Genomic DNA, 24,444 nt, shown 5'->3' with positions numbered 1-24,444 from the left:
ACTCACAAAGTAGATGGGAAAGAGATTCTTTCCCACCGAAGGATTTATAATGAACGTAATTCAAACACCTTTAAAAGATTGTGTGATCATTGAGCCTGAGGTTTTTGGTGATTCTCGCGGTTTTTTTCTTGAAGCCTGGCATAAAGAAAAATATGAAGATGCAGGAATTAAAGGTACTTTTGTACAGGATAATCGCTCACGTTCGAGTCGAAATGTTCTACGTGGACTGCATTTCCAGAAAACGAAGCCTCAGGGTAAATTAGTTAGCGTAATCAGCGGTGAAGTTTATGATGTTGCAGTGGATCTTCGCCAAGATTCTGATACATTTGGCCAATATGTTGGTGTACTTCTTTCAGGCGAGAAGAATAACCAGTTGTACGTTCCTCCTGGGTTTGCCCATGGATTCTGCGTATTAAGCGATTATGCCGATTTCCACTATAAGTGTACTGATTTTTACGATCCAAAGGATGAAGGTGGGATTATCTGGAATGATCCGGATATTGCCATTGACTGGCCGATAACATCACCACTCCTCTCTGAAAAAGACATCAAATTAATTACACTCGCTGAGTATAAGAAAACGTTATGAAAGCACATTATACAGTGATCGGTGGACGTGGTTTCATTGGTAGTGAAATCGTGGAAAACCTTCTGGCTAAGGGCGAAAAAGTTGAAGTCCCGCCACGCGATGATGAGACTCTTTTTGATAGAGATCTGGGCATTGTCATCTATGCTGCTGGCAATGGTGATTGTGCAAACACACCATTTGATGTATATAAATCAAACACCGAGTTGCTGGCATCAATTTTGGAACGCGCTGAGTTCTCGAAATTAATCTATATTTCATCAACGCGCGTATATATGGAACAAGATAGCGCGTCGGAAAATGATAATCTTACGGTATGCAGCAGCGATAACCGAAGACTTTTTAACCTTACTAAACTGGTAAGTGAAGAGTTATGCCTTAAAAGCAGTCGAGATACGATTATTGTCAGACCTAGTAACGTTTACGGTTTGGCATTAAAAAGTAAGTTATTCCTGCCAAGCATAATAAGAAATGCAATTTCGAATAAACATATTGATATGTATGTTGCGCCTGCATATGCAAAAGATTATGTTTCAGTTACGGATGTTGCAGAAATGATTTACCTCATCAGCCGTAAGAATGAACATCACATCTATAACATTGCTTCTGGTGTAAATACCAAAGCATCTGATATTGCAGATTTAATTGCAAGTAAAACTGGCTGTACGATCAAATGGCATGAAGGTTTCAAAGGTGAGTATTTCCCTCCTACGGATAATACCAGAACTATAAATGAGTTCGGCCATGTCTATAAAAATGTATTGTCTGATATAGAAATAATGATCGATAACTTTATAAAGAATATGACAGATGTCTAATTTTTTCTTATCAGCCATTAAAAAAAATGTGGCGGATGAAGATAAAAGAAAAGTCTTTGTGAACTTTTTTTATCTTAGCCTCGAGAGAATCACTCAACTCGTTATCATTATTATTATTAACAGATTATTGATAAATCATTATAATTTTGGTGATTTCAGTAGCTGGCAATATTCTCTCGTTATTCTGGCTATATTCATGACAGGCACATGGATCTGTGGGGCTGAGGTGGTTATTCCTAAATTGCTGGATGCACCATCAAAAATAAACTCCACTATGAGCAACGTGATTTTATTGCGTCTAGCGGCAGGAGTTTTCGTTGCATTGTGCATGGTGGCATGGGGAATCTTTGCTGCCAGTGGACTGTCCAGACAGTTTATTATTGGTTTGGCCATATCTGTTGCATTACGAGAAACTTTTATTGTAGGTTTAACATGGTACCAAAGCCAGGCTCGTCTCAAGTTACCTTGCCTCGTGCTTATGTTCGCTGCAATAATTAAACTCATTGTCATTTATATTGGTGTAAGGAATCAATTGCCAATAAATTATCTTTGGGTGGCATGGGTTATTGAATCACTTTTACCTTGTGGCTTTATCTTTTATACTTTCAGAAAAGCTACAGGATTTAAATTCGTGAAGGTTGATTCTGAGATTTTTTCGTATTTTAAGATTGGTGTCGCCGTATGGTTTTGTTTGATTATGCAGCAGGTCACCATGAAATTTGATCGAGTATATCTCGAAGGAAAAATTTCTGGAGAAACGTATTCGAACTATGCAGCAGCACTTCAGTTAGTCGATAACTGGTATGCAATATGTATTCTGTTTGTTCAGGCAATCGCACCAATTTTTATATTTAAATTTATTGATATTACAACAATAAAAAGAAAATTGCCGTTCTGTATTTTCGCTACGCTTTCAGTAACCTGTGCTGGCGCACTGTTTACAACAATTCTTGCCGACATGATTATTCACGTCCTTTATGGTGCAAAACTCGTTTACGCATATAGTTATTTAAAAACATTTGTCTGGTTAACACCAATATTAGCTATAGATCAGTTGCTCAGTATGGTTCTAATTAGAATGAAGCAGTTAAAAAAATTAGCTATTAAGTGGTTGATAGCCTTCTGCCTGGTAGTGGCTATTGTTCCTGCCATTTTCCATTATATGGGGGTGAGTAACATCGTCATCGGTTTAGCAGTAGTCTACGCCTTTAATATAATTTATTCTACGAGGTGCATTAGTGCAGTACAATGATAAGATTTCAATAGTGGTCCCTGCTTACTGTGAACCATGGAAAGTTAAGGGCTTCATGGATGCTATACTGAATATTGATTATCCAAACAACCTTGTCGAATTAATTCTTATTGACGATTGTAGTCCGATTTCACTTGCAGAAATCGCAGACTCGTATGCGGAAGCGTTTAAAGATAAGATAAATTTTTTATTCCACAGGAACCAAATAAATTCTGGCAGGGCAATTTCCCGTAACGTGGGTATTTCGCTCGCGACAAATTCGTTGATAATGTTTATTGATATCGACAACCTGCTTGAACCTAACGCATTAAAAAAGATCGTTTCTTTTTTCCATGACAAGAGCTATACAGCAGCCAGAATTAACATACGAATCGATCCCGCCAGACTCAACACCAGCAATTATCTCCGCTATTTTGACAGTCGTTATTTGGGGGCGCGTAACATGCCTGAAGGAATTATAAGCACTCGTTTCTTCGCAAGTGACGGCATTATCCTGACGCGAGATATAATTGACACAATTGGCGGTTTTGATGAAACTTTCTATCATTACGGCTGTGAAGATGAGGAACTTGGCATCCGAGTTTCAAAAGCAAAGTATGACTTTTATTTTTTACCCGATGCAAGAGCAGAAGACAGTGATACCCCAACTTTGCGCAGAGCTTCGGAAAGAATGGTTGTATATGCATCAAAATCGTTCCCTGTTTTGAAAGAAAAACATCCGGAATGCGTGAAGGACAGTCTCTTTTCATCTTACGAAGTGATGTTGGAAGATACAAAAGTCCTTAGTAAACTACTCATAAAGGCTATACATATTCTTCCAATAACAACGACACGAAAAATTCTGCTCTGCTTGTGTGATAAGTTAGATTCAAAAACGATTAAAATACCCGATTTTGTATATAAAGTCGTATTGGCACTTTCATATATTGAAGGTGGAAGACTTCGACAGCTGAGGATGTAGGATGAGTATTTTTTTATTGTCCCCAGGGTTTGTATATGCTTCAATTTGGTTGTTTACAATTTTCTTATATTCGCTTGGACTGACGACTAATATTAGCCCTCTCTCAAGTGAGATGATGGTGTTTTTGTCAATCAATGTTGTTCTGGGGTTGATTTTTTCACTTCCATTTATCACTCCTGGCAGTATTAATCATGTTCGTCTTAAAGATATTATGCCATCTTGGCGGGCGACTAAAATATGGCTCATCATTTGGTGCTTTGCAATAATACCTGATGTGGTTGTTGCTGGTGGGATCCCAATGATTATGCAATTTAGGGGCGGCTATAACTATACCGAGTTCGGAATACCAACATATCATGGCATAGTTAATATGCTATTCCTTTTTGTTTTTCCGTCACTATATTATCATTTTCTTTTATCAAAACGGAAAAGTATACTTCTGGTAATTCTGTTAATGAGCATCTGGGAAATGCTGGTCTTCAGACGTGGTATTCTGATGTCTGGTCTCGTAGAAATATTCTTTTTATTCTTTATTTATAAAAAATTCACGAAAAAGATGTTTGTTTATACTGTATTGTCAGTTGTGACAATAGTTCTAGTTTTTGGAGCAGTAGGAGATATCAGGGGCGCAGAAAATCCGTATCAATATTTGTTGTCACCACAAGGCCAATTTTTGTCGAGTCTGCCTTCAGGATTTACATGGTTTTATGTCTATGTTACTGCGGGTCTTGCAAATCTCGCCTATAACTTTGCGGATATAGTGCCGGTATACGATTTTACAAGCTTCCAGGATCTTTTCCCCAGTGTTATCCGAAATCTCATTTATAGTGATTTAGGATTCCACGATACCATGGCATTAGTAGATGATAATGCCAACGTTTCAACAATGTTTGAAAAGCTAATGCCCGATCTTGGCATCGCGGGCTCCCTAATTGTGGTTACATGCTTACTTCTGCTTTTCAGTATTGCCTACAAGAATTTGCTAAAGTCATATCGTTTTAGTTTATTTCCTTATGCGATTGCAATGCAGTGCGCAATATTTAGTGGCTTTTATAATTTATTTTTTATTCAGACATATTTCTTACTTTTCATTGTAACTCTTGTTCTTGTGAGAATTAAAATATTTACAGGGAGTCATCCTAATGTTTGAGTTAGTTAAGGAAGATGTACGGAGATATTACAAACTGAGTGGGCGTAATAAATCAAAAGTTTCTCTTTTAGGTATAATTTCAGCTTTTATCGGAATGAAAATGACTCCAGTTATTTTATACCGCATGAGTCATTTTTGCTATAAGAAAAGAATCCCTGTTTTAGGAAAGATTTTTTCGCTAATAAATTTTATTGTTTTTGGGGTTGAAATTGCGTCAAACTGCGAAATAGGTGGTGGTTTTTTTATACCACACTCGCAGGGTATTGTTATTGGCGCATCTAAAATTGGTGTTAACGCAACAATCTACCAGCAAGTTACGCTGGGTGCGACAAATATCGATATTCCATTCAATCACGCTAATCGCCCTGTTTTAGGTGATAATGTAGTAATTGCATCAGGGGCTAAGGTTCTTGGTGGTATTCGAATTGGTGACAATGTTATTGTCGCGGCTAACGCTGTTGTAATGCATTCCTGTGATGACAATGTGCTACTTGTAGGCATTCCGGCCATTGTGAAGAAGAGTATTTAAAATGAAAGTGCTGTTTTTATGTCCTCGCTTTTTTAATTATGAGACCGAAATATCTGATGGATTAAGGCGAGCCGGTGCCACCGTTGATTATTTCGATGAAAAGCCATTTAATAACGTCTTTTTTAAAATTTTACTTAGGCTCTGGAAAGATAATAATTTCCTTAAACGCATTTCAGACGCGTATTTTGAGAGGATATTGCTTCAAACAAGAGATGATTACGACTATGTTATAGTGCTTAAAGGTGAGTCTCTCGATAGAAAAAATCTACTTAAATTCAAAAATAAATATAAGAGTGCTCAATTCATTTACTACGCGTGGGATTCTATTAAAAATTACCCTCATATTCAGGAGTATCTAAACTTATTTGACCGAGTGTTTACCTTTGATGATAATGATGCTCGAGAATATGATTTTATGGATCATTTGCCATTGTTTTATTCCCCTGATTTTGTAAGCACAGCGACAAGAAAAACAGCAAAGAACGTTAAGCCAAGTATTGCATTCCTCGGTACCGTACATAGTGACAGATACAAGCTATTAGGGGAAATTTATGAGAAATATAAAAATGAATATGATTTAAGGTTTGTGCTTTATTTTCCTTCTATTGTTGTATTGGCTGGTTTTATTCTTACCAATATAAAAGATGTCATTAAATACAGACTCTTTAGTTTTACACTTCGCTCTAGAAATAAAAAACAGATTGCGTCATTCTTCTCTGGTGCTGATGCTGTGCTTGACATCCAGCATCCCCGGCAGACAGGTTTGACGATGAGAACAATAGAATGCTTACCTCTAAAGAGGAAGTTCATAACAACTAATAGCAGAGTTAAGGACTACGACTTTTATGCATCTGAAAATTTTTATTTTATAGACCGCAAAAATATTTATATAGACTCTGCTTTTTTTGATATCCCGTATGATGAAAAGCATACGGATGCAATTTCGCGTTATAGCGTAGACTCATGGGTAAAAACATTGTGCTCAACTGATATCAGAAAAGATGTTGTTTAATTGAAAGATATTAATTCTAATTTAGCTTAAGAGTATTGAGGTAGTAGAATGAAGGGTATTATTCTTGCTGGCGGTTCAGGAACACGTTTACACCCAATTACACGTGGAGTCTCTAAACAACTTTTACCCATTTATGATAAACCTATGGTTTATTATCCAATGTCGGTGCTTATGCTTGCGGGTATCCGTGATATTCTCTTAATCACAACACCTGAAGATCTGCCTTCTTTTAAACGTTTGTTAGGAGATGGTAGTCGTTTCGGAATTAATTTGTCCTATGAAATTCAGCCGTCTCCTGATGGCCTTGCGCAAGCATTCATTATTGGTGAAGAGTTTATCTCTGGTGATAAATGTGCCTTAGTATTAGGTGATAATATTTTCTTCGGGCAGAGTTTTGGTAGGAAACTTGAATCGGTTGTTTCAGGTAATGCCGGGGCTACTGTTTTTGGCTACCAGGTAATGGATCCAGAGCGTTTTGGTGTTGTAGAGTTTGATGAAAACTTCAAGGCATTAAGTATAGAAGAAAAACCAGCTGCACCTAAATCCAACTGGGCTGTTACTGGCCTATATTTTTATGATGCAAACGTGGTTGATATGGCAAAACGCGTTAAACCATCAGCACGCGGTGAACTTGAAATTACTACGCTGAATGAGATGTATCTCGAACAGGGAAATCTTCAGGTAGAATTACTGGGACGAGGTTTTGCATGGCTCGATACCGGTACCCATGACAGTTTAATCGAAGCATCACAATTTATTCATACTATTGAGAAACGACAAGGGTTCAAAATCGCCTGCCTGGAGGAAATTGCTTACCGTAACGGTTGGCTCACTGAGAGTGAGGTCCTGACCTACGGGAATGAAATGAGCAAGACCAATTACGGTCAGTATTTGCTCAATTTAATAAAAAATAGCAAATAGCGATTCATATAATTAACAATATCATACCCTTAATAGCTATCAGGTTTTGATTATAAAATGAAAGCAAAATATTTTTTCCTTACCTCTGCGCTTCTTTTACCTCCTGCATTCTCTGGTGAAAAACAGCAATGTGATTTTCTCTGGGGCACGGCATCCTCATCTTACCAGGTTGAAGGTGGCTGGAATGAGAGTGGAAAGGGTCCTTCAAACTGGGATTATTTTACTCATAATGAAGTAACAAAATATACTATTGGTACCGTTGAAAATGGAGATGTTGCAGCCAATCAAATTTCTCGGGATGTCTATCTAAAAGATATACAACTCATGAAAGAATTAGGTGTCAATTCGTACCGCTTCTCCATATCCTGGTCCAGGGTCATGCCTGACGGTGTAACGGTAAATAAAAAGGGATTAGAATATTACAACCAACTTATTGCTGACTTAAAAGAAGCTAATATTGAGCCGGTGATTACACTTTACCACTGGGACATGCCATTAGCGCTTTATAAAAAAGGTAGTTGGTCTAACCCTGAATCACCAGTGTGGTTCGAAAAATTTGCGCAAGTAATTTTCGAGAATTTTGGTAATAAAAGTCATAATTTTATTACCTTTAATGAGCCTGAAGGCTATGTTTTTACTCTTGAACCCCTTGCAGCAAATCTCATTGAAAAAAAACCAGACGGATACCGTGACGTTTTGTCCGTAGCGTCTCGTGGAAAACAAGCGGTAGCATTACACAACCTTTTGATTGCAAATGCGATGGTGGTACGTAATTACCATAAGGCTAAATATGATGGACGTATTGGCATTGCGTTAAACTTATCTCCTTGCATCGATAATGGACATCCAAATAGTACTACTGAGCAGTTATGTAACGATCTCCACAACAACTGGATTCTCGATGCTCTATATAAGGGAAAATATCCAGATTCAGTATTGAAAATGTATCAATCAGCATATCCTAAATTTAAGCCCACATCTCAAGATATGCAATTGATTACCCAAGGAAAACCTGATTTCATCGGCGTAAATTATTATGGTCCAACATTGGTTAGGCATGATAAATCTGAACCGTTTGAAATAGGTAATGTCCCTAACCCAGATAAAAAACCATCCGTCAACGGACCTGTTTCTCCTGAGGCGTTGGTTACAATGATGAAAAAGATTGATGCCGAATATGCTCATCCTACCTTCATTATTACTGAGAATGGTGCAGGTTTTGGTTTAGCTGATGAACAACTTAAGGAAGGGGTCATTTCTGATAAGTTGAGAGCAGACTATCTCAAGAGACATGTTACTGCCGTTATGAATGCAAAAAAGGAAGGATTGGATATTCAGGGCTATCTATTTTGGAGCTTGCTCGATAATTTCGAGTGGTTATGGGGTTACAAAAATAGATTTGGAATAATTGGTGTCGATTTCGATGATAAGAATTTGAAACGTATACCTAAGTTAAGCTATTATATTTACCAGAAAACTATTAAAGAATATAAAAAGCAATGTATTTCAACGACGCAAAAATGACCACTTGATAAAGCCATGCTTTTGTTATGGCTAAAGTGTATTAATGACCATAATTACCTACCTCTGCTCTCGATTTCTGAGTTAAGATTATTAGATAATATATCCACCGGGAAGTACCTGGTGGGACCACACCTGACAGGAGTATGTAATGTCCAAGCAACAGATCGGCGTTGTCGGTATGGCAGTGATGGGGCGCAACCTGGCGCTCAACATCGAAAGCCGTGGTTATACCGTCTCCGTTTTCAACCGCTCCCGTGATAAGACTGAAGAAGTGATTGCCGAGAACCCAGGCAAGAAGCTGGTTCCTTTCTATACGGTGAAAGAGTTCGTTGAGTCTCTGGAAACGCCTCGTCGAATCCTGCTAATGGTGAAAGCGGGCGCAGGTACCGATGCAGCTATCGACTCCCTGAAGCCTTACCTCGAAAAAGGCGACATCATCATTGATGGCGGTAACACCTTCTTCCAGGACACCATTCGTCGTAACCGTGAATTGTCCGCTGAAGGCTTCAACTTCATCGGTACCGGTGTTTCCGGTGGTGAAGAGGGCGCGCTGAAAGGCCCATCTATCATGCCTGGTGGCCAGAAAGAAGCGTACGAACTGGTTGCGCCTATTCTGACTAAAATCGCTGCTGTTGCGGAAGATGGCGAGCCGTGTGTGACTTATATCGGTCCGGACGGTGCGGGTCACTATGTAAAAATGGTGCACAACGGCATCGAATACGGCGATATGCAGCTGATCGCAGAAGCATACTCCCTGCTGAAAGGCGGCCTGAATCTCTCTAATGAAGAGCTGGCTGAAACCTTTACCGAGTGGAACAAAGGCGAGCTGAACAGCTACCTGATCGACATCACCAAAGATATCTTCATGAAAAAAGATGAAGAGGGTAAATACCTGGTTGATGTGATTCTGGATGAAGCAGCGAACAAAGGTACCGGTAAATGGACCAGCCAGAGCTCTCTGGATCTGGGCGAGCCGCTGTCTCTGATCACCGAATCCGTCTTTGCGCGTTATATCTCTTCTCTGAAAGAGCAGCGCGTTGCGGCTTCTAAAGTGCTGTCAGGCCCACAGGCTAAACCAGCCGGTGACAAAGCTGAGTTCGTCGAGAAAGTTCGTCGCGCCCTGTACCTGGGTAAAATCGTCTCCTACGCGCAGGGCTTCTCTCAGCTGCGTGCGGCGTCAGACGAGAATAACTGGGACCTGAACTACGGCGAGATCGCGAAGATTTTCCGCGCGGGTTGCATCATTCGTGCGCAGTTCCTGCAGAAAATCACCGATGCCTATGCTGAAAACGCAGGTATCGCTAACCTTTTGCTGGCACCGTACTTTAAGAAGATTGCAGACGAGTACCAGCAGGCGCTGCGTGACGTGGTTGCCTACGCAGTACAGAATGGTATTCCGGTTCCAACCTTCTCCGCTGCGGTGGCATACTACGACAGCTATCGTGCTGCCGTTCTGCCAGCGAACCTGATTCAGGCACAGCGTGACTACTTCGGTGCGCATACCTATAAGCGTACGGATAAAGAAGGTGTGTTCCACACCGAATGGCTGGATTGAGTTAATACAGCTGCGGTGAACATAACCCGGAGATATCTCCGGGTTTTTTTACGTTAAAAAATGACGTTTTTTTTCGAAGTTGTCTGAATGTCGGCCCGCTCGCGGGGATTAGTCCTGGTTTGCCTTGACAGTTCTGTCAGGCTGAAGGTACAAAGCCCAACAGTCTATTTCGCGATGGTCTGACGATCATCTCTACAATTAACTCAAAGAAGTCATAAGCGAATGAAAATAACTATCTCCGGAACTGGTTACGTTGGCCTCTCAAACGGTATATTGATCGCCCAGAATCATGAAGTGGTTGCGCTGGATGTCGTTCAGGCCAAAGTGGACATGCTGAACCAGAAGCAGTCTCCTATTGTTGACAAAGAGATTCAGGATTATCTTTCGAATAAATCACTTAATTTCCGTGCTACTACCGACAAAGAAGATGCGTATCGTGATGCGGATTACGTCATCATCGCCACGCCAACCGACTACGATCCGAAAACCAACTACTTCAACACCTCTACCGTTGAGGCAGTTATTAAAGACGTTGTAGCGATCAATCCTAACGCCGTGATGGTTATCAAATCGACCATTCCAGTAGGCTTCACCAAATCTATTAAAGAAGAGTTGGGTATTGATAATGTCTTCTTCTCGCCTGAGTTTCTCCGCGAGGGCAGGGCGTTATACGATAACCTGCATCCATCACGCATCGTGATCGGTGAGCGTTCCGAGCGTGCGGAGCGTTTTGCGGCGCTGCTTCAGGAAGGCGCCATCAAGCAAGATATTCCGGTTCTGTTCACCGACTCCACTGAAGCGGAGGCGATTAAGCTTTTCGCTAACACCTATCTGGCAATGCGCGTGGCTTACTTCAACGAGCTGGACAGCTATGCAGAGAGCTTAGGCCTGAACACCCGTCAGATCATTGAAGGCGTGTGCCTCGACCCGCGTATCGGCAACCACTACAATAACCCGTCATTCGGTTACGGCGGCTACTGTCTGCCAAAAGACACCAAGCAGCTGCTGGCTAACTATCAGGCGGTGCCGAACAACCTGATTTCCGCAATTGTGGATGCCAACCGCACGCGTAAAGACTTCATATCGGATTCTATTCTCGCGCGTCAGCCGAAAGTGGTGGGCGTGTATCGCCTGATCATGAAGAGCGGTTCCGATAACTTCCGCGCTTCTTCCATTCAGGGGATCATGAAGCGTATTAAGGCGAAGGGCGTGCAGGTCATTATTTATGAACCGGCCATGCAGGAAGACGAGTTCTTCCATTCACGTGTGATCCGCGATCTGGATGCATTTAAGAAAGAAGCGGACGTAATTATCTCCAACCGTATGGCGGAAGAGCTGGCGGACGTGAAAGATAAAGTCTATACCCGTGACCTATTCGGTAGTGACTGATTGCTAACTGTCGCGCATAAAAAACCCGGCATCTTGCCGGGTTTTCTGTTTTTAAACCTTATAGAAACTACGGTACCAGTCGACGAAGTTTTTCACGCCCTCCTTGACGGAGGTCTGCGGTTTAAACCCAATGACGTCATAAAGCGCCCTGGTGTCTGCACTGGTCTCCAGCACGTCACCCGGCTGGATTGGCATCATATTTTTTACCGCTTCTTTGCCCAGAGCCTCTTCCAGCGCTGTGATGTAGTCCATCAGCTCTACCGGAGAGCTGTTGCCGATGTTGTATACGCGATACGGGGCAGAGCTGGTAGCAGGTGAACCCGCTTCGACCGTCCAGTCGGCATTGGCCTCGGGAATGACGTTCTGCAGGCGAATAATCGCCTCGGCAATATCATCAATATAGGTGAAGTCACGTTTCATCTTGCCGTAGTTGTATACGTCGATGCTGTTACCTGCAATCATAGCTTTGGTGAATTTGAACAGCGCCATGTCCGGGCGTCCCCACGGACCATATACGGTGAAGAAACGCAGACCAGTGGTTGGCAGGTTGTACAGATGCGAATAGGTATGCGACATCAGCTCATTGGCTTTTTTTGTTGCCGCATACAGGGATACCGGATGGTCCACGGAGTCGTCAGTAGAAAATGGCATCTTACGGTTGAGGCCATAAACGGAACTGGATGAAGCATACAGAAGATGCTGAACCTTGTTGTGGCGACAGCCTTCCAGCACGTTCAGGTGACCTACCAGGTTCGCATCTGCGTAGGCATGCGGGTTTTCCAGCGAGTAACGCACGCCCGCCTGTGCGGCAAGATGGATCACGCGGTCAAAGTTCTCATTGGCGAAGAGCGCAGCCATGCCCTCGCGGTCCGCTAAGTCCAGCTTGTGGAAGGTGAAACTCCCGGATTTGAGCAGTTCGAGGCGAGCGAGCTTGAGGTTAGGGTCATAGTAATCATTCAGATTATCAATCCCAACAACTTCATGCCCTGCATCAAGCAGGCGCTTGCTGACATGAGAACCGATAAAGCCCGCCGCGCCCGTTACCAGAAATTTCATAGCTTCCCTCATTCACAGTGTTCTTGTTGATGTCCCAGGACATCAGAATCCGTCTATGATAGCGCGTTGCTCTTCACATACATAACCCATCTTTCCGATATAACTCATCGGATTCTTATAGAATTTTCTACAACAAGAGATACACTATGGAAACAAGATTATTTTTGCCCTTTTTCATCTGTTAGGGATTGTATGACGCAAAACAACCATAACCTGGTCGCACGTAACAATGACCCGGAGCAAATTGATTTACTTGATGTAATGTTACAGCTGTGGCGTGGTAAGTGGGTGATAGGGGCTTTTATTGCTGCTTTCATCGTTCTTGCTGGCGTTTACATCACTGTAGCCAAAGAGAAATGGACGTCATCTGCCATCATAGCCCAGCCTGATGCGGCACAAATTGCCACCTATTCCAATGCATTGAATATACTCTATGGCGGGGCAGCTCCTTCCATGTTGGACATTCAGAATCGTGCTATTGGACGTTTCAATTCCTCCTTCTCGGCATTAGCTCAGGCGCTGGAGAATCAGGAAGAACCGGAAAAACTGACTATAGAGCCTACGGTTAAAGGACAAAGTTTGCCTTTAACCGTAAGCTATCAGGGCGAATCCGCTGAAGCAGCTCAAAAGCAATTAGCTCAGTATATTCAGCAGGTTGACGAGCAGACGGCAAAAGAACTATCGCTTGACCTCAGAGATAACCTCAAGCAGCAGATTACAACCTTGAACGACTCCCTCCAGAATCAGGAGAAGGTCGCTCAGGAGCAGAAAGATTTACGCATCAAGCAGATTACTGAGGCGCTGAAGAACGCAGAAGCCGCGAAGATTATCACTCCGCAACTTCAACAGACTCAGGATGTCACTCAGGAAACCATGTTCCTGCTGGGTACCGTAGCGCTCAAGTCAATGATTGATAACGAAGCGTCACGTCCGCTGGTCTTCTCAGGCGCTTACTACCAAACCAAACAAAATTTACTGGATATTCAGAACCTCAACGTTAACCCAGACACTATTCACGTCTATCGTTACGTCATGAAGCCGAACCTGCCTATCCGACGCGACAGCCCGAAAATTGCTATTACCCTCATCCTTGCCGTACTGCTCGGCGGAATTATCGGTTCTGCTGTCGTCCTTGGCCGCAATGCGCTGAGAAGCTACAAACCAAGAGCCTGATTTACAAACCAAAAAGGCCGGGTCGCCCCTAATGCCGATCTTTTAAGGATCGGTTGACCGATCCAGTGGCTGGAGTAAAAAGGGTTCAAGTCTCTTCATGGACCCTTTTAAAATGGAACTTTCTCAGGCTCCCGGTAATATACATCTCACCGCACCGGAACGTGCCTGTTCCCTTTCCGAACTCATCCACGCAGACCTTATCCGGGAAGCCTTCAGGCTGACCGATACTGTGACGCTCCGTAAACGTAAACTCCCATTGAATCAATTGCATGGCTTGTTGTCGGCATGTCTGTTTTCTGTGACAGGCCGATGACCGATATTGTTAATCTCATGGATATCACTGACCGTTCGGGCGCGCCATTCACCGCACGAAGCGCCGTTATCCAGCGCCGCAAAAAGCTCGGCGAGGGGGCTGTCCGGGAGCTTTTTGATATCACGCAGCAATACTGGAACCAGCAGGTGTCACACCCGCAATGGCACGGACTGTACCTGTTTGCGATGGATGGTGTGGTCTGGAGAACGTCTGATACGCGGGAGAACAGCGAAGCGTTCAGCAAACACGGCAACCAGCACAGCGAAGGCAACTATCCGCAGGTGCGCATGGTCTGTCTAATGGAACTCAGCAGCCATCTGATTAACGCCAGCGCTTTCGACAGTGAGAGCGTCAGCGAAATGCGTCTGGCGGCACAGTTAACGGACCGGGTACCGGATAACAGTATCACCCTGTTCGACAGGGGATATTACTCCCCGGGGCTGCTGCATCACTGGCAGCACGCCGGAGAGAACCGGCACTGGCTGCTGCCCCTGATAAAGAATACCCAGTATGAAGTCGTGTGCCGTCTGGGGAGGGGTGACGAGCGGGTGAAGCTGAAAACGAGCCCGCTGGCCCGGAATCAATGGCCGGGACTGCCGGAAGAGGTCACTGCCAGACTTCTGAGCCGGAAAGTGGACGGAAAGGAGTAGAAAAGTCCTCACGTCTCTGGAAGACCCCTGTCGTTATCCGGCGGGTGCGGTGAGCGAGCTGTACCGTCACCGTACGAACAGGCGAGATGGCTGGTATTACCGGGAAGACGGGAGCGTAGTTACCCGAGAGAGCTCAGGGTGAAGGGCAGGAATTACCCGGATAAAAAAACTGCTGGTCACCTTAAGTGACCAGCATTAGGGTCTCCCCGGTCTTTTTTTATTTATGTCGTTTCCGCAGATTCTCAATCACCGTCGTTAAATCCAGCTCCTGATCCTGAAGCAGCACCAGCAGGTGATACATCAAATCCGACGCTTCGTTCGTCAGCTCCTCCCGATCATGCACGGTGGCCGCCAGCGCCGTTTCAACGCCTTCTTCACCCACTTTCTGCGCAATACGTTTGGTGCCGCTGGCGTACAGCTTCGCCGTGTATGAGCTCTCGGGATCCGCTGATTTACGCTCTGCCAGCAATTGTTCCAGCTGATAGAGGAACAGCCACTGATGGCTCGCCTCGCCGAAGCAGCTACTGGTGCCTTTGTGGCAGGTCGGCCCAATCGGGTTGACCAGCACCAGCAGGGTGTCGTTGTCGCAGTCAGGCGTAATGCTGACCACATTCAGGAAGTGACCCGAGGTTTCCCCTTTCGTCCACAGACGCTGCTTGGTGCGCGAGAAAAACGTCACCTTGCCGCTGTCGATCGTTTTTGCCAGTGCCTCCTGGTTCATGTATCCCAGCATCAGCACTTCGCCTGAAACGGCATGCTGTACAACCACCGGCAGTAATCCGTCAGTTTTTTCCCAGTCCAGCTGCGCCTGTTGTTGCTCTGTTAACATACCCTGATCTCCACGCCCTGGTCGGCCAGGTACGTTTTTAACTCACCAATATTGATAATCTGTTTGTGGAACACGGAAGCGGCCAGCGCGCCGTCAACGTTCGCATCGCGGAAGGCTTCAAGGAAGTGTTCCATGGTGCCCGCGCCGCCGGAGGCAATCAGCGGAACCTGGCAGACCGCGCGCACTTTTTTCAGCTGCTCCAGGTCGTAACCGTTACGAACGCCGTCCTGGTTCATCATGTTCAGAACGATTTCACCCGCACCGCGTTTTTGCACTTCCCGCACCCAGTCCAGCGTCTCCCATTGGGTGACGCGCGTGCGGCTTTCGTCGCCGGTGTACTGGTTAACGTGATATTTGCCCGTTGCGGCATCAAACCAGGTGTCGATCCCCACGACAATGCACTGCACGCCAAAGCGATCCGCCAGACGCGTAATCAGCTCCGGATCTGCGAGCGCAGGGGAGTTAATCGAAATTTTGTCCGCACCGAAAGAGAGAATCTTCGCCGCATCGTCAGCAGATTTAATCCCGCCCGCCACGCAGAAGGGAATATCAATCACCTCTGCCACGCGCGCCACCCAGCTTTTGTCCACCACGCGGCCATCGCTGGAGGCGGTGATATCGTAAAATACCAGTTCGTCTGCGCCTTCTTCGGCATAGCGTTTAGCCAGGGGAACGATATCGCCAATGATCTCGTGGTTGCGGAACTGCACGCCTTTTACAACCTGACCATCACGCACGTCCAGGCAGGGAATTATCCGTTTTGCCAGCATTGAATCGCCTCCTTCACCGTAAATTTGCCTTCCAGCAGCGCGCGACCCACGATCACGCCGCGTACTCCGGTTCCGCGCAGAGCGGCGATATCCGCCAGGTCGCCGATACCACCAGAGGACTGAAACGCCACCTGCGGATAACGCGCGCAAACCTCTTCATACAGCGAGACGTTAGAGCCTGCGAGCGTACCATCGCGTGAAATATCCGTGCATAGCACATGCTTTAGCCCCACGGGGAGATACATCTCAACCAGCTCTTCCAGCGTCACGCCGGAGTTTTCCTGCCAGCCGCTGACCGCGACCTGCTTGTTACCCTGTTCGTCAATGCGCACATCCAGCGCCAGCACCAGCGCATCCGCGCCGAAGCGGCGGAACCAGCCCTTGACCGTCTCAGGATCTTTCACAGCGGTCGAACCGACTACCACGCGCGCCACGCCTGCGTCCAGTAAGGCGGCAACATCGGCTTCCGTACGCACGCCGCCGCCCACCTGCACCGGGACGTCCACGCCAGCCACCAGTGTTTTAAGCAGCGGGATCTGGCGCTTCGCCGGATCTTTCGCGCCGGTCAGATCGACCAGGTGCAACACCTCAGCGCCCTCCGCGGCGTAAGCCTGTAACCGCGGCAGCGGGTCGTTGCCGTAGTCGCGCTGCTGCCCGTAATCACCCTGGTGGAGACGAACAACCGTGCCGTCAATCAAATCTAAAGCGGGAATTATCATCACATCTCCAGGAAATTTTTCAGCAGTTGCGCGCCGGCGGCGCCGGAGCGTTCCGGGTGAAACTGCACGCCGTAAAAGTTATCTTTCTGCACTGCGGCGGTGAACGCCTCGCCGTAATTGCACTGGGCGATGGTGTAGGTATTCACGGGCATGGCGTAGCTGTGGACGAAGTAGAAGTACGCGCCGTCTTCGATTCCCTGGAACAGCCTGTTGCCCGCCTTCGGATAAACGCGGTTCCAGCCCATATGCGGCAGCGGCAGGCCGTGGTAGGTCATTTTCGGCACGTCTACTTCTATAATGCCCAGCAGATCGACGCCGTTGCTCTCTTCGCTGCGGCGGCCAAGCAGCTGCATGCCGAGGCAAATGCCCAGCACCGGTTGAGTACAGGCTTTGATGAGATCCACCAGCTCGCGCTCGTGGATCTGATCCATCGCCGCCTGGGCGGTGCCTACGCCCGGCAGAAAGAGTTTATCCGCGCGCAGCACCACGTCCGGGTCGCGGCTCACCACCGGCTCGTAGCCGTGGCGCATAATCGCCGACTGTACGGAGTTCAGGTTGGCGCATCCGGTGTCCAGAATCACCACGTTCATTACAGCACTCCTTTCGACGAGGGCAGGGCGTCACCTTCCACGCGGATCGCCTGGCGCAGGGTACGGCCAAAGGCTTTGAACAGGCTCTCGACGCGGTGGTGATCGTTTTTGCCTTTGGTTTTCAGGTGCAGCGTCAGGCCCATGGTGTAAGAAAGTGAGCGGAAGAAGTGTTCCACCATCTCGGTGCTGAGATCGCCCACGCGCTGGTAGGTGAAGTCGGCTTTATATTCCAGGTGCGGACGCCCGGAGATATCCATCGCGCAGCGCGCCAGGCACTCGTCCATCGGCAGAACAAAGCCGAAGCGGTTGATGCCGCGCTTGTCGCCAAGCGCCAGCTTCAGGGCTTCGCCCAGCGCCAGGCCGGTATCTTCCACGGTGTGGTGATCGTCGATATACAGGTCGCCCTTAACGGTGATCTCCATACGGAAGCCGCCGTGAGTGGCGATTTGATCCAGCATGTGGTCAAAGAAACCGACGCCAGTGTGGATCTTGCTGCCGCCTTCGCGGTCGAGCCAGACCTTCACGTCGATCTGCGTCTCTTTGGTGTTGCGTTCAACGTGGGAATAGCGGTCGCGTCGGGTGAGCTGCTCGCCAATCATCGCCCAGTTTAGCGTGTCGCGGTTATAGCGCAGGCCCGCAATGCCCATGTTGTCCGCCAGCGTGATATCCGTGACGCGATCGCCAATCACATAGCTGTTGGCTTTATCCAGCGCCTCTTCCGCCAGATAACGTTCAACAAGCTTCACTTTTGGCTTGCGGCAGTCGCACTCGTCGGCAGGCATATGCGGGCAGATCAGCACTTCGTCGAAGGCGATGCCCTGCGAGGTCAGCACCTGCATCATCAGGTTGTGCGGGCCGTCAAAGTCTACCTGCGGGAAGCTGTCGGTGCCCAGACCGTCCTGGTTGGTGATCATCACCAGCTTATAGCCTGCTTTCTGAAGCTTCAGCAGCACCGGGACCACGTCGGGTTCAAACGCCAGCTTGTCGAAACGATCGACCTGAAAATCGCTGGGTGGCTCCGAGATGATGGTGCCGTCACGATCGATAAAGAGATACTTCTGACTCATACTTTCTCCGCTTTCAGGGCGTCAATCACGCGCTGGCTCTCTGCACGGGTGCCGACGGTAATACGCAGGCAGCCGCTCAGGGTAGGTTGTTTATTCTGGTCTCGTAAGATAATGCCCTGATCCCACAACGATTTAAATATCGCGCTTGAGGCGGTGAAGCGCACCAGGATGTAGTTGGTCTCCGAGTCGAACACCTGCTCCACGCACGGAATCGTTTTCAGGGCATCGACTAGATACTGACGCTCCTCCAGGATCTGCGCCACACGCTCGCGCATCGCGCTGATGCCCTGCGGGCCCAGCGCCTGTGCTGCAATATCGGCAACCGGCGTTGAGAGCGGATACGGGGCGATCACTTTAAGCAGCAGGTCGATAACCGCTTTATTTGCCAGCGTAAAACCGCAGCGAAGACCGGCGAGAGCGAAGGCTTTCGACAGGGTACGCAGCACGACGAGATGTGGATACTCTTCAATCCAGCCTGCCAGCGTCGCCTGCGGGCAGAACTCAATGTAGGCTTCGTCGGCCACAACCAGCGCTTTGCCGCGCGTCATTTCCAGCAGGGAACGGATATCCTGCGGATTGATAATCTGCCCGGTCGGGTTGTTCGGGCTACAGACAAACACCACCTTCACGCCGTCGAGGTTATCGGCGATGCCCTGCAAATCCAGCTGCCAGTTGTCGAGCGCCTGTACGTTGCGGCAGGCCACGCCAAAGGTTTCGGCGCTGACGCTGTACATCCCGTAGGTGGGCTGGCAGTACATCACCGCGTTTTTACCCGGCTCGCAGAAGGCGCGGATCAGCAGCTCAATCCCCTCATCCGCCCCGCGGCTGACCAGCACCTGCTCAGGCTTCACGCCTGCATACTGCGCATAGTTCTCGATCACCGCTTTCGGCTGACACTCCGGGTAGCGGTTCAGCGTCTGCTGCGAGAGCTCAAAGGCCACCGCCGTGGGGTATTCGTTGGCATTCAGCCAGACGTCGCCGTTCCCGCCCAGACGACGCGCAGACTGATAGGGCGTCAGGCGACGGACATTTTCGCGGGCTAATTCTTCGATGTTCATGCTTGCTCCTTCAGGGCGGCAACGCGCAGCGTCACGGCATTTTTGTGGGCAGTCAGGCGCTCGGCGGCGGCCAGGGTTTCGATGGTCGACGCCAGCGAGGCAAATCCCTCGCGGGAGAGTTCCTGCACGGTCATGCGCTTCTGGAAATCCGCCAGCCCCAGGCTGGAGCAGGTTGAGGTATAGCCATACGTGGGCAGCACGTGGTTGGTGCCGGAGGCGTAATCCCCGGCGGATTCCGGTGACCAGTCCCCGAGGAACACCGAGCCTGCGCTGATTATGCTGTCGACCAGATCGCGCGCGTTGCGGGTCTGAATGATCAGGTGCTCCGGCCCGTACTGATTGGAGATGGCGATGCACTGGTCGATATCGCGAGCCACAATCAGTCGGCTGGCCGATAGCGCCTGACGCGCCGTTTCCGCACGCGGCAGGTCGGCCAGCTGACGCTCAATGGCCTCGCCCACGCGTTTTGCCATGTCGGCATCTGGCGTCAGTAAAATCACCTGCGAGTCAGGGCCGTGCTCGGCCTGCGAGAGCAGGTCAGAGGCCACGAAATCCGGTGTAGCGCCGCTGTCGGCAATCACCAGCACTTCAGACGGACCGGCAGGCATATCAATCGCCGCACCGTCCAGACGCTGACTGACCTGGCGCTTCGCTTCGGTAACGTATGCGTTACCCGGGCCAAAGATTTTGTCGACTTTGGGAACAGACTCCGTCCCGAACGCCAGGGCGGAAATCGCCTGCGCACCGCCCACTTTATAGATCGCCTGCACGCCGCACAGCTTCGCCGCATACAGGATCTCATCGGCGATCGGTGGCGGAGAGCAGAGCACCACCTTCTGACAACCGGCAATACGTGCCGGAGTGGCCAGCATCAGGACGGTCGAAAACAGCGGGGCAGAGCCGCCAGGAATATAGAGGCCAACGGATGCCACCGGGCGCGTCACCTGCTGGCAGCGCACGCCGGGCAGGGTTTCCACATCCACCGCCTGCAATTTCTGCGCGGTGTGGAAGGTATCAATATTTTTCACTGCGACGGCCATCGCCTGTTTGATCTCATCCCCAAGGCGGCTTTCCGCCCCGGCGATCTCCTGCGCGGTGACCTGTAACGCGTCGACCTCAGTTTTATCAAACTTCGCGCTGTACTCGCGCAGCGCGTCGTCTCCGCGGGCTTTGACGTTATCGAGGATCTCCGCCACGGTGCGGGTGATGCTCTCTGAGGCTGAAATTGCCGGGCGCATCAGCAGCTCGCGCTGTTGCGCGTCGCTACAGGTATTCCAGTCGATGATTGTGTTAAAGCTCATGGTCGTTACTCCATCATCTTCTCAATTGGCAGCACCAGAATAGAACTCGCGCCCAGCGCCTTCAGTTTTTCCATCGTTTCCCAGAACAGGGTTTCGCTGCTCACCATGTGCATCGCCACGCGCTGCTGGTCGCCTGCCAGCGGCAGAATGGTTGGACGCTCAGCACCTGGCAGCAGGGCAATCACTTCGTCCAGGCGCTCGGTCGGCGCATGCATCATGATGTATTTGGATTCACGCGCCTGAATCACGCCCTGAATGCGGGTCAGCAGTTTGTCGATGAGCTGCTGTTTGGCATCGGCCATCTCGCCGTCGCGCTGGATAAGGCACGCTTTGGAGCGGTAGATCACCTCCACTTCGCGCAGGCCGTTCGCTTCGAGCGTGGCGCCCGTGGAGACGAGGTCACAGATGGCATCGGCCAGGCCCGCGCGTGGCGCCACTTCAACAGAGCCATTCAGCAGACAAGATTTAAACTGCACGCCTTTTTGATCGAGGTAACGCTTCAGCAGGTGAGGGTAAGAGGTGGCGATACGTTTGCCGTTCAGCGCGGCCGGGCCATCCCAGGCTTCATCAACCGGCGTGGCCAGCGACAGGCGGCAGCCGCCGAAGTCCAGACGACGCAGGGTAAAGTAGCGTGGATCTTCGCCCTGCGCGCGGCGGGTTAATAACTCTTCTTCCAGTACGTTTTCGCCGATGATGCCGAGGTCAACGACGCCATCCATGACCAGGCCCGGAATATCGTCATCACGTACGCGCAGAATGTCGATCGGCATATTTTCAGCCAGGGCGATCAGGCGCTGGGTGTGCAGGTTGATTTTAATCCCGCAGCGGGCCAGCAGTTCGCGTGAATCATCGCTTAAACGGCCTGATTTTTGAATAGCTATGCGTAAACGTGAGTTATCTAACATTCTGTGTTCCTCGTTAACCTGTTTTAACCTGTCTGAATGCGGTCCAAAAAAAAGCCCCCGGAAGAAGATCTTCCGGGGGCTTTTTCATGCGTTCATGCACCACTGGAAGATCCAAACGTCTTCCAGCACACATCGCCTGAAAGACTAGTCAGGATGATGGTGATGATGGTGGTTTTTAAAAGGAACGCGTGTCATATAAATTCTCGTTGAATGCTTATGCATTTGATGTCTTTTAACCTAAACCAGTTGTACGCCATAAAGCAAGGGCTTTTTTTGATCATTAATTCATTTCATATTGATGGTATGAATTGTGCGTTCCATAAGGCTGGCGTAGCCTTATAACAGGCGTCGTTAAGCGGAGAATGTCATGAAAAAGGTCGCGATTGTCGGATTAGGGTGGTTAGGAATGCCACTGGCGATGTCATTAGCCGCGAAAGGCTGGCAGGTGACAGGGAGTAAGACCACGCGGGACGGGGTTGAGGCGGCGCGCATGTGCGGCATTGATGGTGTCGAGCTGCGTCTCGAACCCGAGCTTATCTGCGATACCGACGAGCTGGATGAACTGATGAATGTGGACGCGCTGGTCATTACCTTACCAGCGCGGCGCAGTGGGCCGGGCGAGACGTTTTACCTGCAGGCGGTGCAGGAGATTGTCGACAGCGCCCTGGCGCACCATATTCCGCGTATCATTTTCACCAGCTCGACCTCCGTCTATGGCGATATCGACGGTACGGCGAAAGAAAACACCGAGCGCCGTCCCGTAACCGCCAGCGGACGGGTACTGAAAGAGCTGGAAGACTGGCTGCACAATCTGCCTGGCACGCAGGTGGATATTTTACGCCTCGCCGGGCTGGTGGGGCCGGGGCGTCATCCGGGACGCTTCTTTGCCGGTAAATCCGCGCCGGATGGTCAGCACGGCGTTAACCTTGTACACCTTGAAGATGTTATCGGTGCGATAGAGCTGCTTTTGCAGGCTCCGAAAGGGGGGCACATCTATAATATATGTGCGCCTTCGCATCCGCCGCGCAGTACCTTTTATCCGCTGATGGCGCGCCAGCTGGGTCTGGCGCCGCCGGTATTCAGCGAGGCGCAGGGGGAACGCAAAGGCAAAATTATTGATGGCAATCGTATTTGCCATGAACTGGGATTTGAATATCAGTATCCCGATCCGCTGGTTATGCCTATGGAATAATTGCGCCGGCGGAGGCCATCGCACACCGCAAGGGGGCGAAGATGAAACCGCTGCTGGATGTTCTTGTTATTCTGGATGCGCTGGAAAAAGAGGGGAGCTTTGCCGCCGCCTCGGCGAAGCTCTATAAAACCCCTTCGGCTCTGAGCTACACCGTGCAAAAGCTCGAGAGCGATCTTAATATTCAAATCCTTGACCGCACTGGCCATCGCGCGCGTTTCACCCGTACTGGGCAGATGCTGCTGGAAAAAGGGCGTGACGTGCTGCATACGGTTCGCGAGCTGGAAAAACAGGCCGTCAAACTTCATCAGGGCTGGGAAAATGAGCTGGTGATTGGGGTTGATGATACTTTCCCTTTTTCGCTGCTTACCCCGCTTATTGAGGCGTTCTATCAGCGCCATAGCGTCACGCGGCTGGTTTTTATCAACGGCGTGCTGGGCAGCTCGTGGGTCGCCTTAACGCAGGGCAGGGCGGATATCATCGTTGGAGCGCTGCATGAGCCTCCTCAGCTGAGTGAATTTGGTTTCGCCCGGCTGGGCGTTCTGGAGCAGATCTTTGCCGTTGCGCCTCACCACCCGCTGGCGAATGAACCGGAGCCTGTTTCAAGACGCGTCATTAAAAACCATCGCGCCATTGTGGTGGGAGACAGCTCCCGCCCCGAGTGCGGCATTTCATCGCAGCTTCTGGATGAGCAGGAGGCCATCACCGTTTTTGATTTTAAAACCAAGCTGGAACTGCAAATAAGCGGCCTGGGGTGCGGCTACCTTCCCCGTTATTTAGCACAGCGCTTTATTGAAAGCGGCGCGCTGGTGGAAAAACAGGTTTTAGCGCAGAGCAGTAACGAATCGGTATGGGTGGGCTGGAATGAACAGACCGCCGGGCTTGCCAGCGCCTGGTGGCGAGACGAAATTTTAGCAAATAGTGCTATCGCGACAGTTTACACTCAGGCAGATGATGGGAAATCAACCAGTTAGTAAAATTAATTTATGGGCAGGTTTCTCAATGTATTGCCTTTTGTATCTGGAATAGGGCAAAATGCCGCCGCTGCAAACAAATGAATAATCGACGATATAAAAGGCGTCGGTTATTTTTTTTTGCATGTACGAAACGAAACTAAAAACCAAGAG

24 protein-coding genes, 1 pseudogene and 1 other annotated feature are annotated in these 24,444 nt (G+C 48.6%); of the genes and pseudogenes, 15 read left to right on the top strand and 10 right to left on the bottom strand.

Annotation, left to right across the window (positions count from 1 at the left end):
• The first annotated feature begins 49 nt into the window (after window positions 1–49).
• The 11 genes from rfbC to ugd all read left to right on the top strand — a co-directional run bounded on the left by rfbC (window position 50) and on the right by ugd (window position 11,697).
• A complete protein-coding gene (rfbC, locus tag ACQG2Q_RS15305) occupies window positions 50–589 on the top strand; it encodes a dTDP-4-dehydrorhamnose 3,5-epimerase (protein ID WP_063199136.1) in 540 nt (179 codons plus the stop codon).
• Window positions 586–1,404 (top strand): NAD-dependent epimerase/dehydratase family protein, encoded by an 819-nt coding sequence (locus ACQG2Q_RS15300; protein WP_063849688.1) that lies wholly within the window; start codon window positions 586–588, stop codon window positions 1,402–1,404. The genes rfbC and ACQG2Q_RS15300 overlap by 4 nt, the downstream gene beginning before the upstream one ends.
• On the top strand, window positions 1,397–2,656 hold the full coding sequence (gene wzx, locus ACQG2Q_RS15295) for an O45 family O-antigen flippase (protein ID WP_047367922.1): 1,260 nt from the start codon (window positions 1,397–1,399) through the stop codon (window positions 2,654–2,656). Before ACQG2Q_RS15300 ends, wzx begins: the two co-directional genes overlap by 8 nt.
• Window positions 2,643–3,617 carry a glycosyltransferase gene (locus ACQG2Q_RS15290; protein WP_063849687.1) on the top strand — a complete coding sequence of 325 codons (975 nt, stop codon included), beginning with the start codon at window positions 2,643–2,645 and terminating at the stop codon, window positions 3,615–3,617. Before wzx ends, ACQG2Q_RS15290 begins: the two co-directional genes overlap by 14 nt.
• A 1-nt stretch (window position 3,618) precedes the next feature.
• Window positions 3,619–4,767, top strand: a complete 1,149-nt coding sequence (locus ACQG2Q_RS15285; RefSeq protein WP_063199147.1) for an O-antigen polymerase — start codon at window positions 3,619–3,621, stop codon at window positions 4,765–4,767.
• Window positions 4,760–5,296, top strand: a complete 537-nt coding sequence (locus ACQG2Q_RS15280; protein WP_180237904.1) for a serine O-acetyltransferase — start codon at window positions 4,760–4,762, stop codon at window positions 5,294–5,296. Before ACQG2Q_RS15285 ends, ACQG2Q_RS15280 begins: the two co-directional genes overlap by 8 nt.
• Window position 5,297: 1 nt before the next feature.
• A complete protein-coding gene (locus tag ACQG2Q_RS15275; RefSeq protein WP_049137382.1) occupies window positions 5,298–6,308 on the top strand; it encodes a hypothetical protein in 1,011 nt (336 codons plus the stop codon).
• Window positions 6,309–6,356: 48 nt separating this feature from the next.
• Window positions 6,357–7,229 (top strand): glucose-1-phosphate thymidylyltransferase RfbA, encoded by an 873-nt coding sequence (gene rfbA, locus ACQG2Q_RS15270; RefSeq protein WP_028013773.1) that lies wholly within the window; start codon window positions 6,357–6,359, stop codon window positions 7,227–7,229.
• 57 nt (window positions 7,230–7,286) lie between these two features.
• Window positions 7,287–8,753: a glycoside hydrolase family 1 protein gene (locus tag ACQG2Q_RS15265; RefSeq protein WP_047363185.1), complete on the top strand. Its 1,467-nt coding sequence runs from the start codon at window positions 7,287–7,289 to the stop codon at window positions 8,751–8,753.
• Window positions 8,754–8,901: 148 nt separating this feature from the next.
• Window positions 8,902–10,308, top strand: coding sequence for an NADP-dependent phosphogluconate dehydrogenase (gene gndA / locus ACQG2Q_RS15260; RefSeq protein WP_063849684.1), 1,407 nt, complete (start codon window positions 8,902–8,904; stop codon window positions 10,306–10,308).
• Between the two features lie 222 nt (window positions 10,309–10,530).
• Complete coding sequence (gene ugd / locus ACQG2Q_RS15255; protein ID WP_063849683.1) at window positions 10,531–11,697, top strand: UDP-glucose 6-dehydrogenase; 1,167 nt, start codon at window positions 10,531–10,533, stop codon at window positions 11,695–11,697.
• 51 nt (window positions 11,698–11,748) lie between these two features.
• On the opposite strand, the gene ACQG2Q_RS15250 is transcribed toward ugd, so the two are convergent.
• Window positions 11,749–12,753: an NAD-dependent epimerase gene (locus ACQG2Q_RS15250; protein WP_063849682.1), complete on the bottom strand. Its 1,005-nt coding sequence runs from the start codon at window positions 12,751–12,753 to the stop codon at window positions 11,749–11,751.
• Between the two features lie 192 nt (window positions 12,754–12,945).
• Here ACQG2Q_RS15250 and wzzB point away from each other — a divergent pair, with 192 nt between their 5' ends.
• Window positions 12,946–13,926, top strand: coding sequence for an LPS O-antigen chain length determinant protein WzzB (gene wzzB, locus ACQG2Q_RS15245; RefSeq protein WP_063849681.1), 981 nt, complete (start codon window positions 12,946–12,948; stop codon window positions 13,924–13,926).
• Between the two features lie 112 nt (window positions 13,927–14,038).
• A pseudogene (locus tag ACQG2Q_RS15240) lies at window positions 14,039–14,995 on the top strand (IS4 family transposase); the annotation flags it as partial.
• A gap of 111 nt (window positions 14,996–15,106) precedes the next feature.
• Here ACQG2Q_RS15240 and hisIE read toward each other — a convergent pair.
• From hisIE to hisL, 9 genes are all read right to left on the bottom strand, one after another.
• Window positions 15,107–15,718 carry a bifunctional phosphoribosyl-AMP cyclohydrolase/phosphoribosyl-ATP diphosphatase HisIE gene (gene hisIE / locus ACQG2Q_RS15235; RefSeq protein WP_017693103.1) on the bottom strand — a complete coding sequence of 204 codons (612 nt, stop codon included), beginning with the start codon at window positions 15,716–15,718 and terminating at the stop codon, window positions 15,107–15,109.
• Window positions 15,712–16,488: an imidazole glycerol phosphate synthase subunit HisF gene (hisF, locus tag ACQG2Q_RS15230; RefSeq protein WP_063849677.1), complete on the bottom strand. Its 777-nt coding sequence runs from the start codon at window positions 16,486–16,488 to the stop codon at window positions 15,712–15,714. Before hisF ends, hisIE begins: the two co-directional genes overlap by 7 nt.
• The gene (gene hisA / locus ACQG2Q_RS15225; RefSeq protein ID WP_023300528.1) at window positions 16,470–17,207 is read right to left on the bottom strand and encodes a 1-(5-phosphoribosyl)-5-[(5-phosphoribosylamino)methylideneamino]imidazole-4-carboxamide isomerase; all 738 of its coding nucleotides are present in this window, start codon (window positions 17,205–17,207) and stop codon (window positions 16,470–16,472) included. Before hisA ends, hisF begins: the two co-directional genes overlap by 19 nt.
• Window positions 17,207–17,797 (bottom strand): imidazole glycerol phosphate synthase subunit HisH, encoded by a 591-nt coding sequence (gene hisH / locus ACQG2Q_RS15220; protein WP_426759229.1) that lies wholly within the window; start codon window positions 17,795–17,797, stop codon window positions 17,207–17,209. Before hisH ends, hisA begins: the two co-directional genes overlap by 1 nt.
• A complete protein-coding gene (gene hisB, locus ACQG2Q_RS15215; protein ID WP_062937947.1) occupies window positions 17,797–18,864 on the bottom strand; it encodes a bifunctional histidinol-phosphatase/imidazoleglycerol-phosphate dehydratase HisB in 1,068 nt (355 codons plus the stop codon). The genes hisH and hisB overlap by 1 nt, the downstream gene beginning before the upstream one ends.
• Window positions 18,861–19,922 carry a histidinol-phosphate transaminase gene (hisC, locus tag ACQG2Q_RS15210; protein WP_063849673.1) on the bottom strand — a complete coding sequence of 354 codons (1,062 nt, stop codon included), beginning with the start codon at window positions 19,920–19,922 and terminating at the stop codon, window positions 18,861–18,863. Before hisC ends, hisB begins: the two co-directional genes overlap by 4 nt.
• Window positions 19,919–21,223, bottom strand: a complete 1,305-nt coding sequence (gene hisD / locus ACQG2Q_RS15205) for a histidinol dehydrogenase (RefSeq protein WP_063849671.1) — start codon at window positions 21,221–21,223, stop codon at window positions 19,919–19,921. Before hisD ends, hisC begins: the two co-directional genes overlap by 4 nt.
• A 5-nt stretch (window positions 21,224–21,228) precedes the next feature.
• Entirely contained in the window at window positions 21,229–22,128 is a 900-nt protein-coding gene (hisG, locus tag ACQG2Q_RS15200; protein WP_000886595.1) for an ATP phosphoribosyltransferase, read from the bottom strand.
• A 45-nt stretch (window positions 22,129–22,173) separates the two neighbouring features.
• Window positions 22,174–22,297 (bottom strand) — a sequence feature (His leader region).
• Window positions 22,273–22,323: a his operon leader peptide gene (gene hisL, locus ACQG2Q_RS15195; RefSeq protein ID WP_099516347.1), complete on the bottom strand. Its 51-nt coding sequence runs from the start codon at window positions 22,321–22,323 to the stop codon at window positions 22,273–22,275. (Overlaps the previous feature by 25 nt.)
• A gap of 172 nt (window positions 22,324–22,495) precedes the next feature.
• Between hisL and ACQG2Q_RS15190 the strand changes: the two genes are divergently transcribed.
• Together ACQG2Q_RS15190 and ACQG2Q_RS15185 are read left to right on the top strand one after the other, a co-directional pair.
• On the top strand, window positions 22,496–23,320 hold the full coding sequence (locus ACQG2Q_RS15190; protein WP_006811206.1) for an SDR family oxidoreductase: 825 nt from the start codon (window positions 22,496–22,498) through the stop codon (window positions 23,318–23,320).
• A gap of 41 nt (window positions 23,321–23,361) precedes the next feature.
• Window positions 23,362–24,291, top strand: coding sequence for a LysR substrate-binding domain-containing protein (locus tag ACQG2Q_RS15185; RefSeq protein WP_096216729.1), 930 nt, complete (start codon window positions 23,362–23,364; stop codon window positions 24,289–24,291).
• Window positions 24,292–24,444 lie beyond the last annotated feature (153 nt).

The sequence above is a fragment of the Enterobacter cloacae complex sp. 370H10 genome, assembly GCF_050031535.1.
Lineage (GTDB): Bacteria > Pseudomonadota > Gammaproteobacteria > Enterobacterales > Enterobacteriaceae > Enterobacter > Enterobacter intestinihominis.
This window is presented reverse-complemented; position numbering and strand designations above follow the sequence as displayed.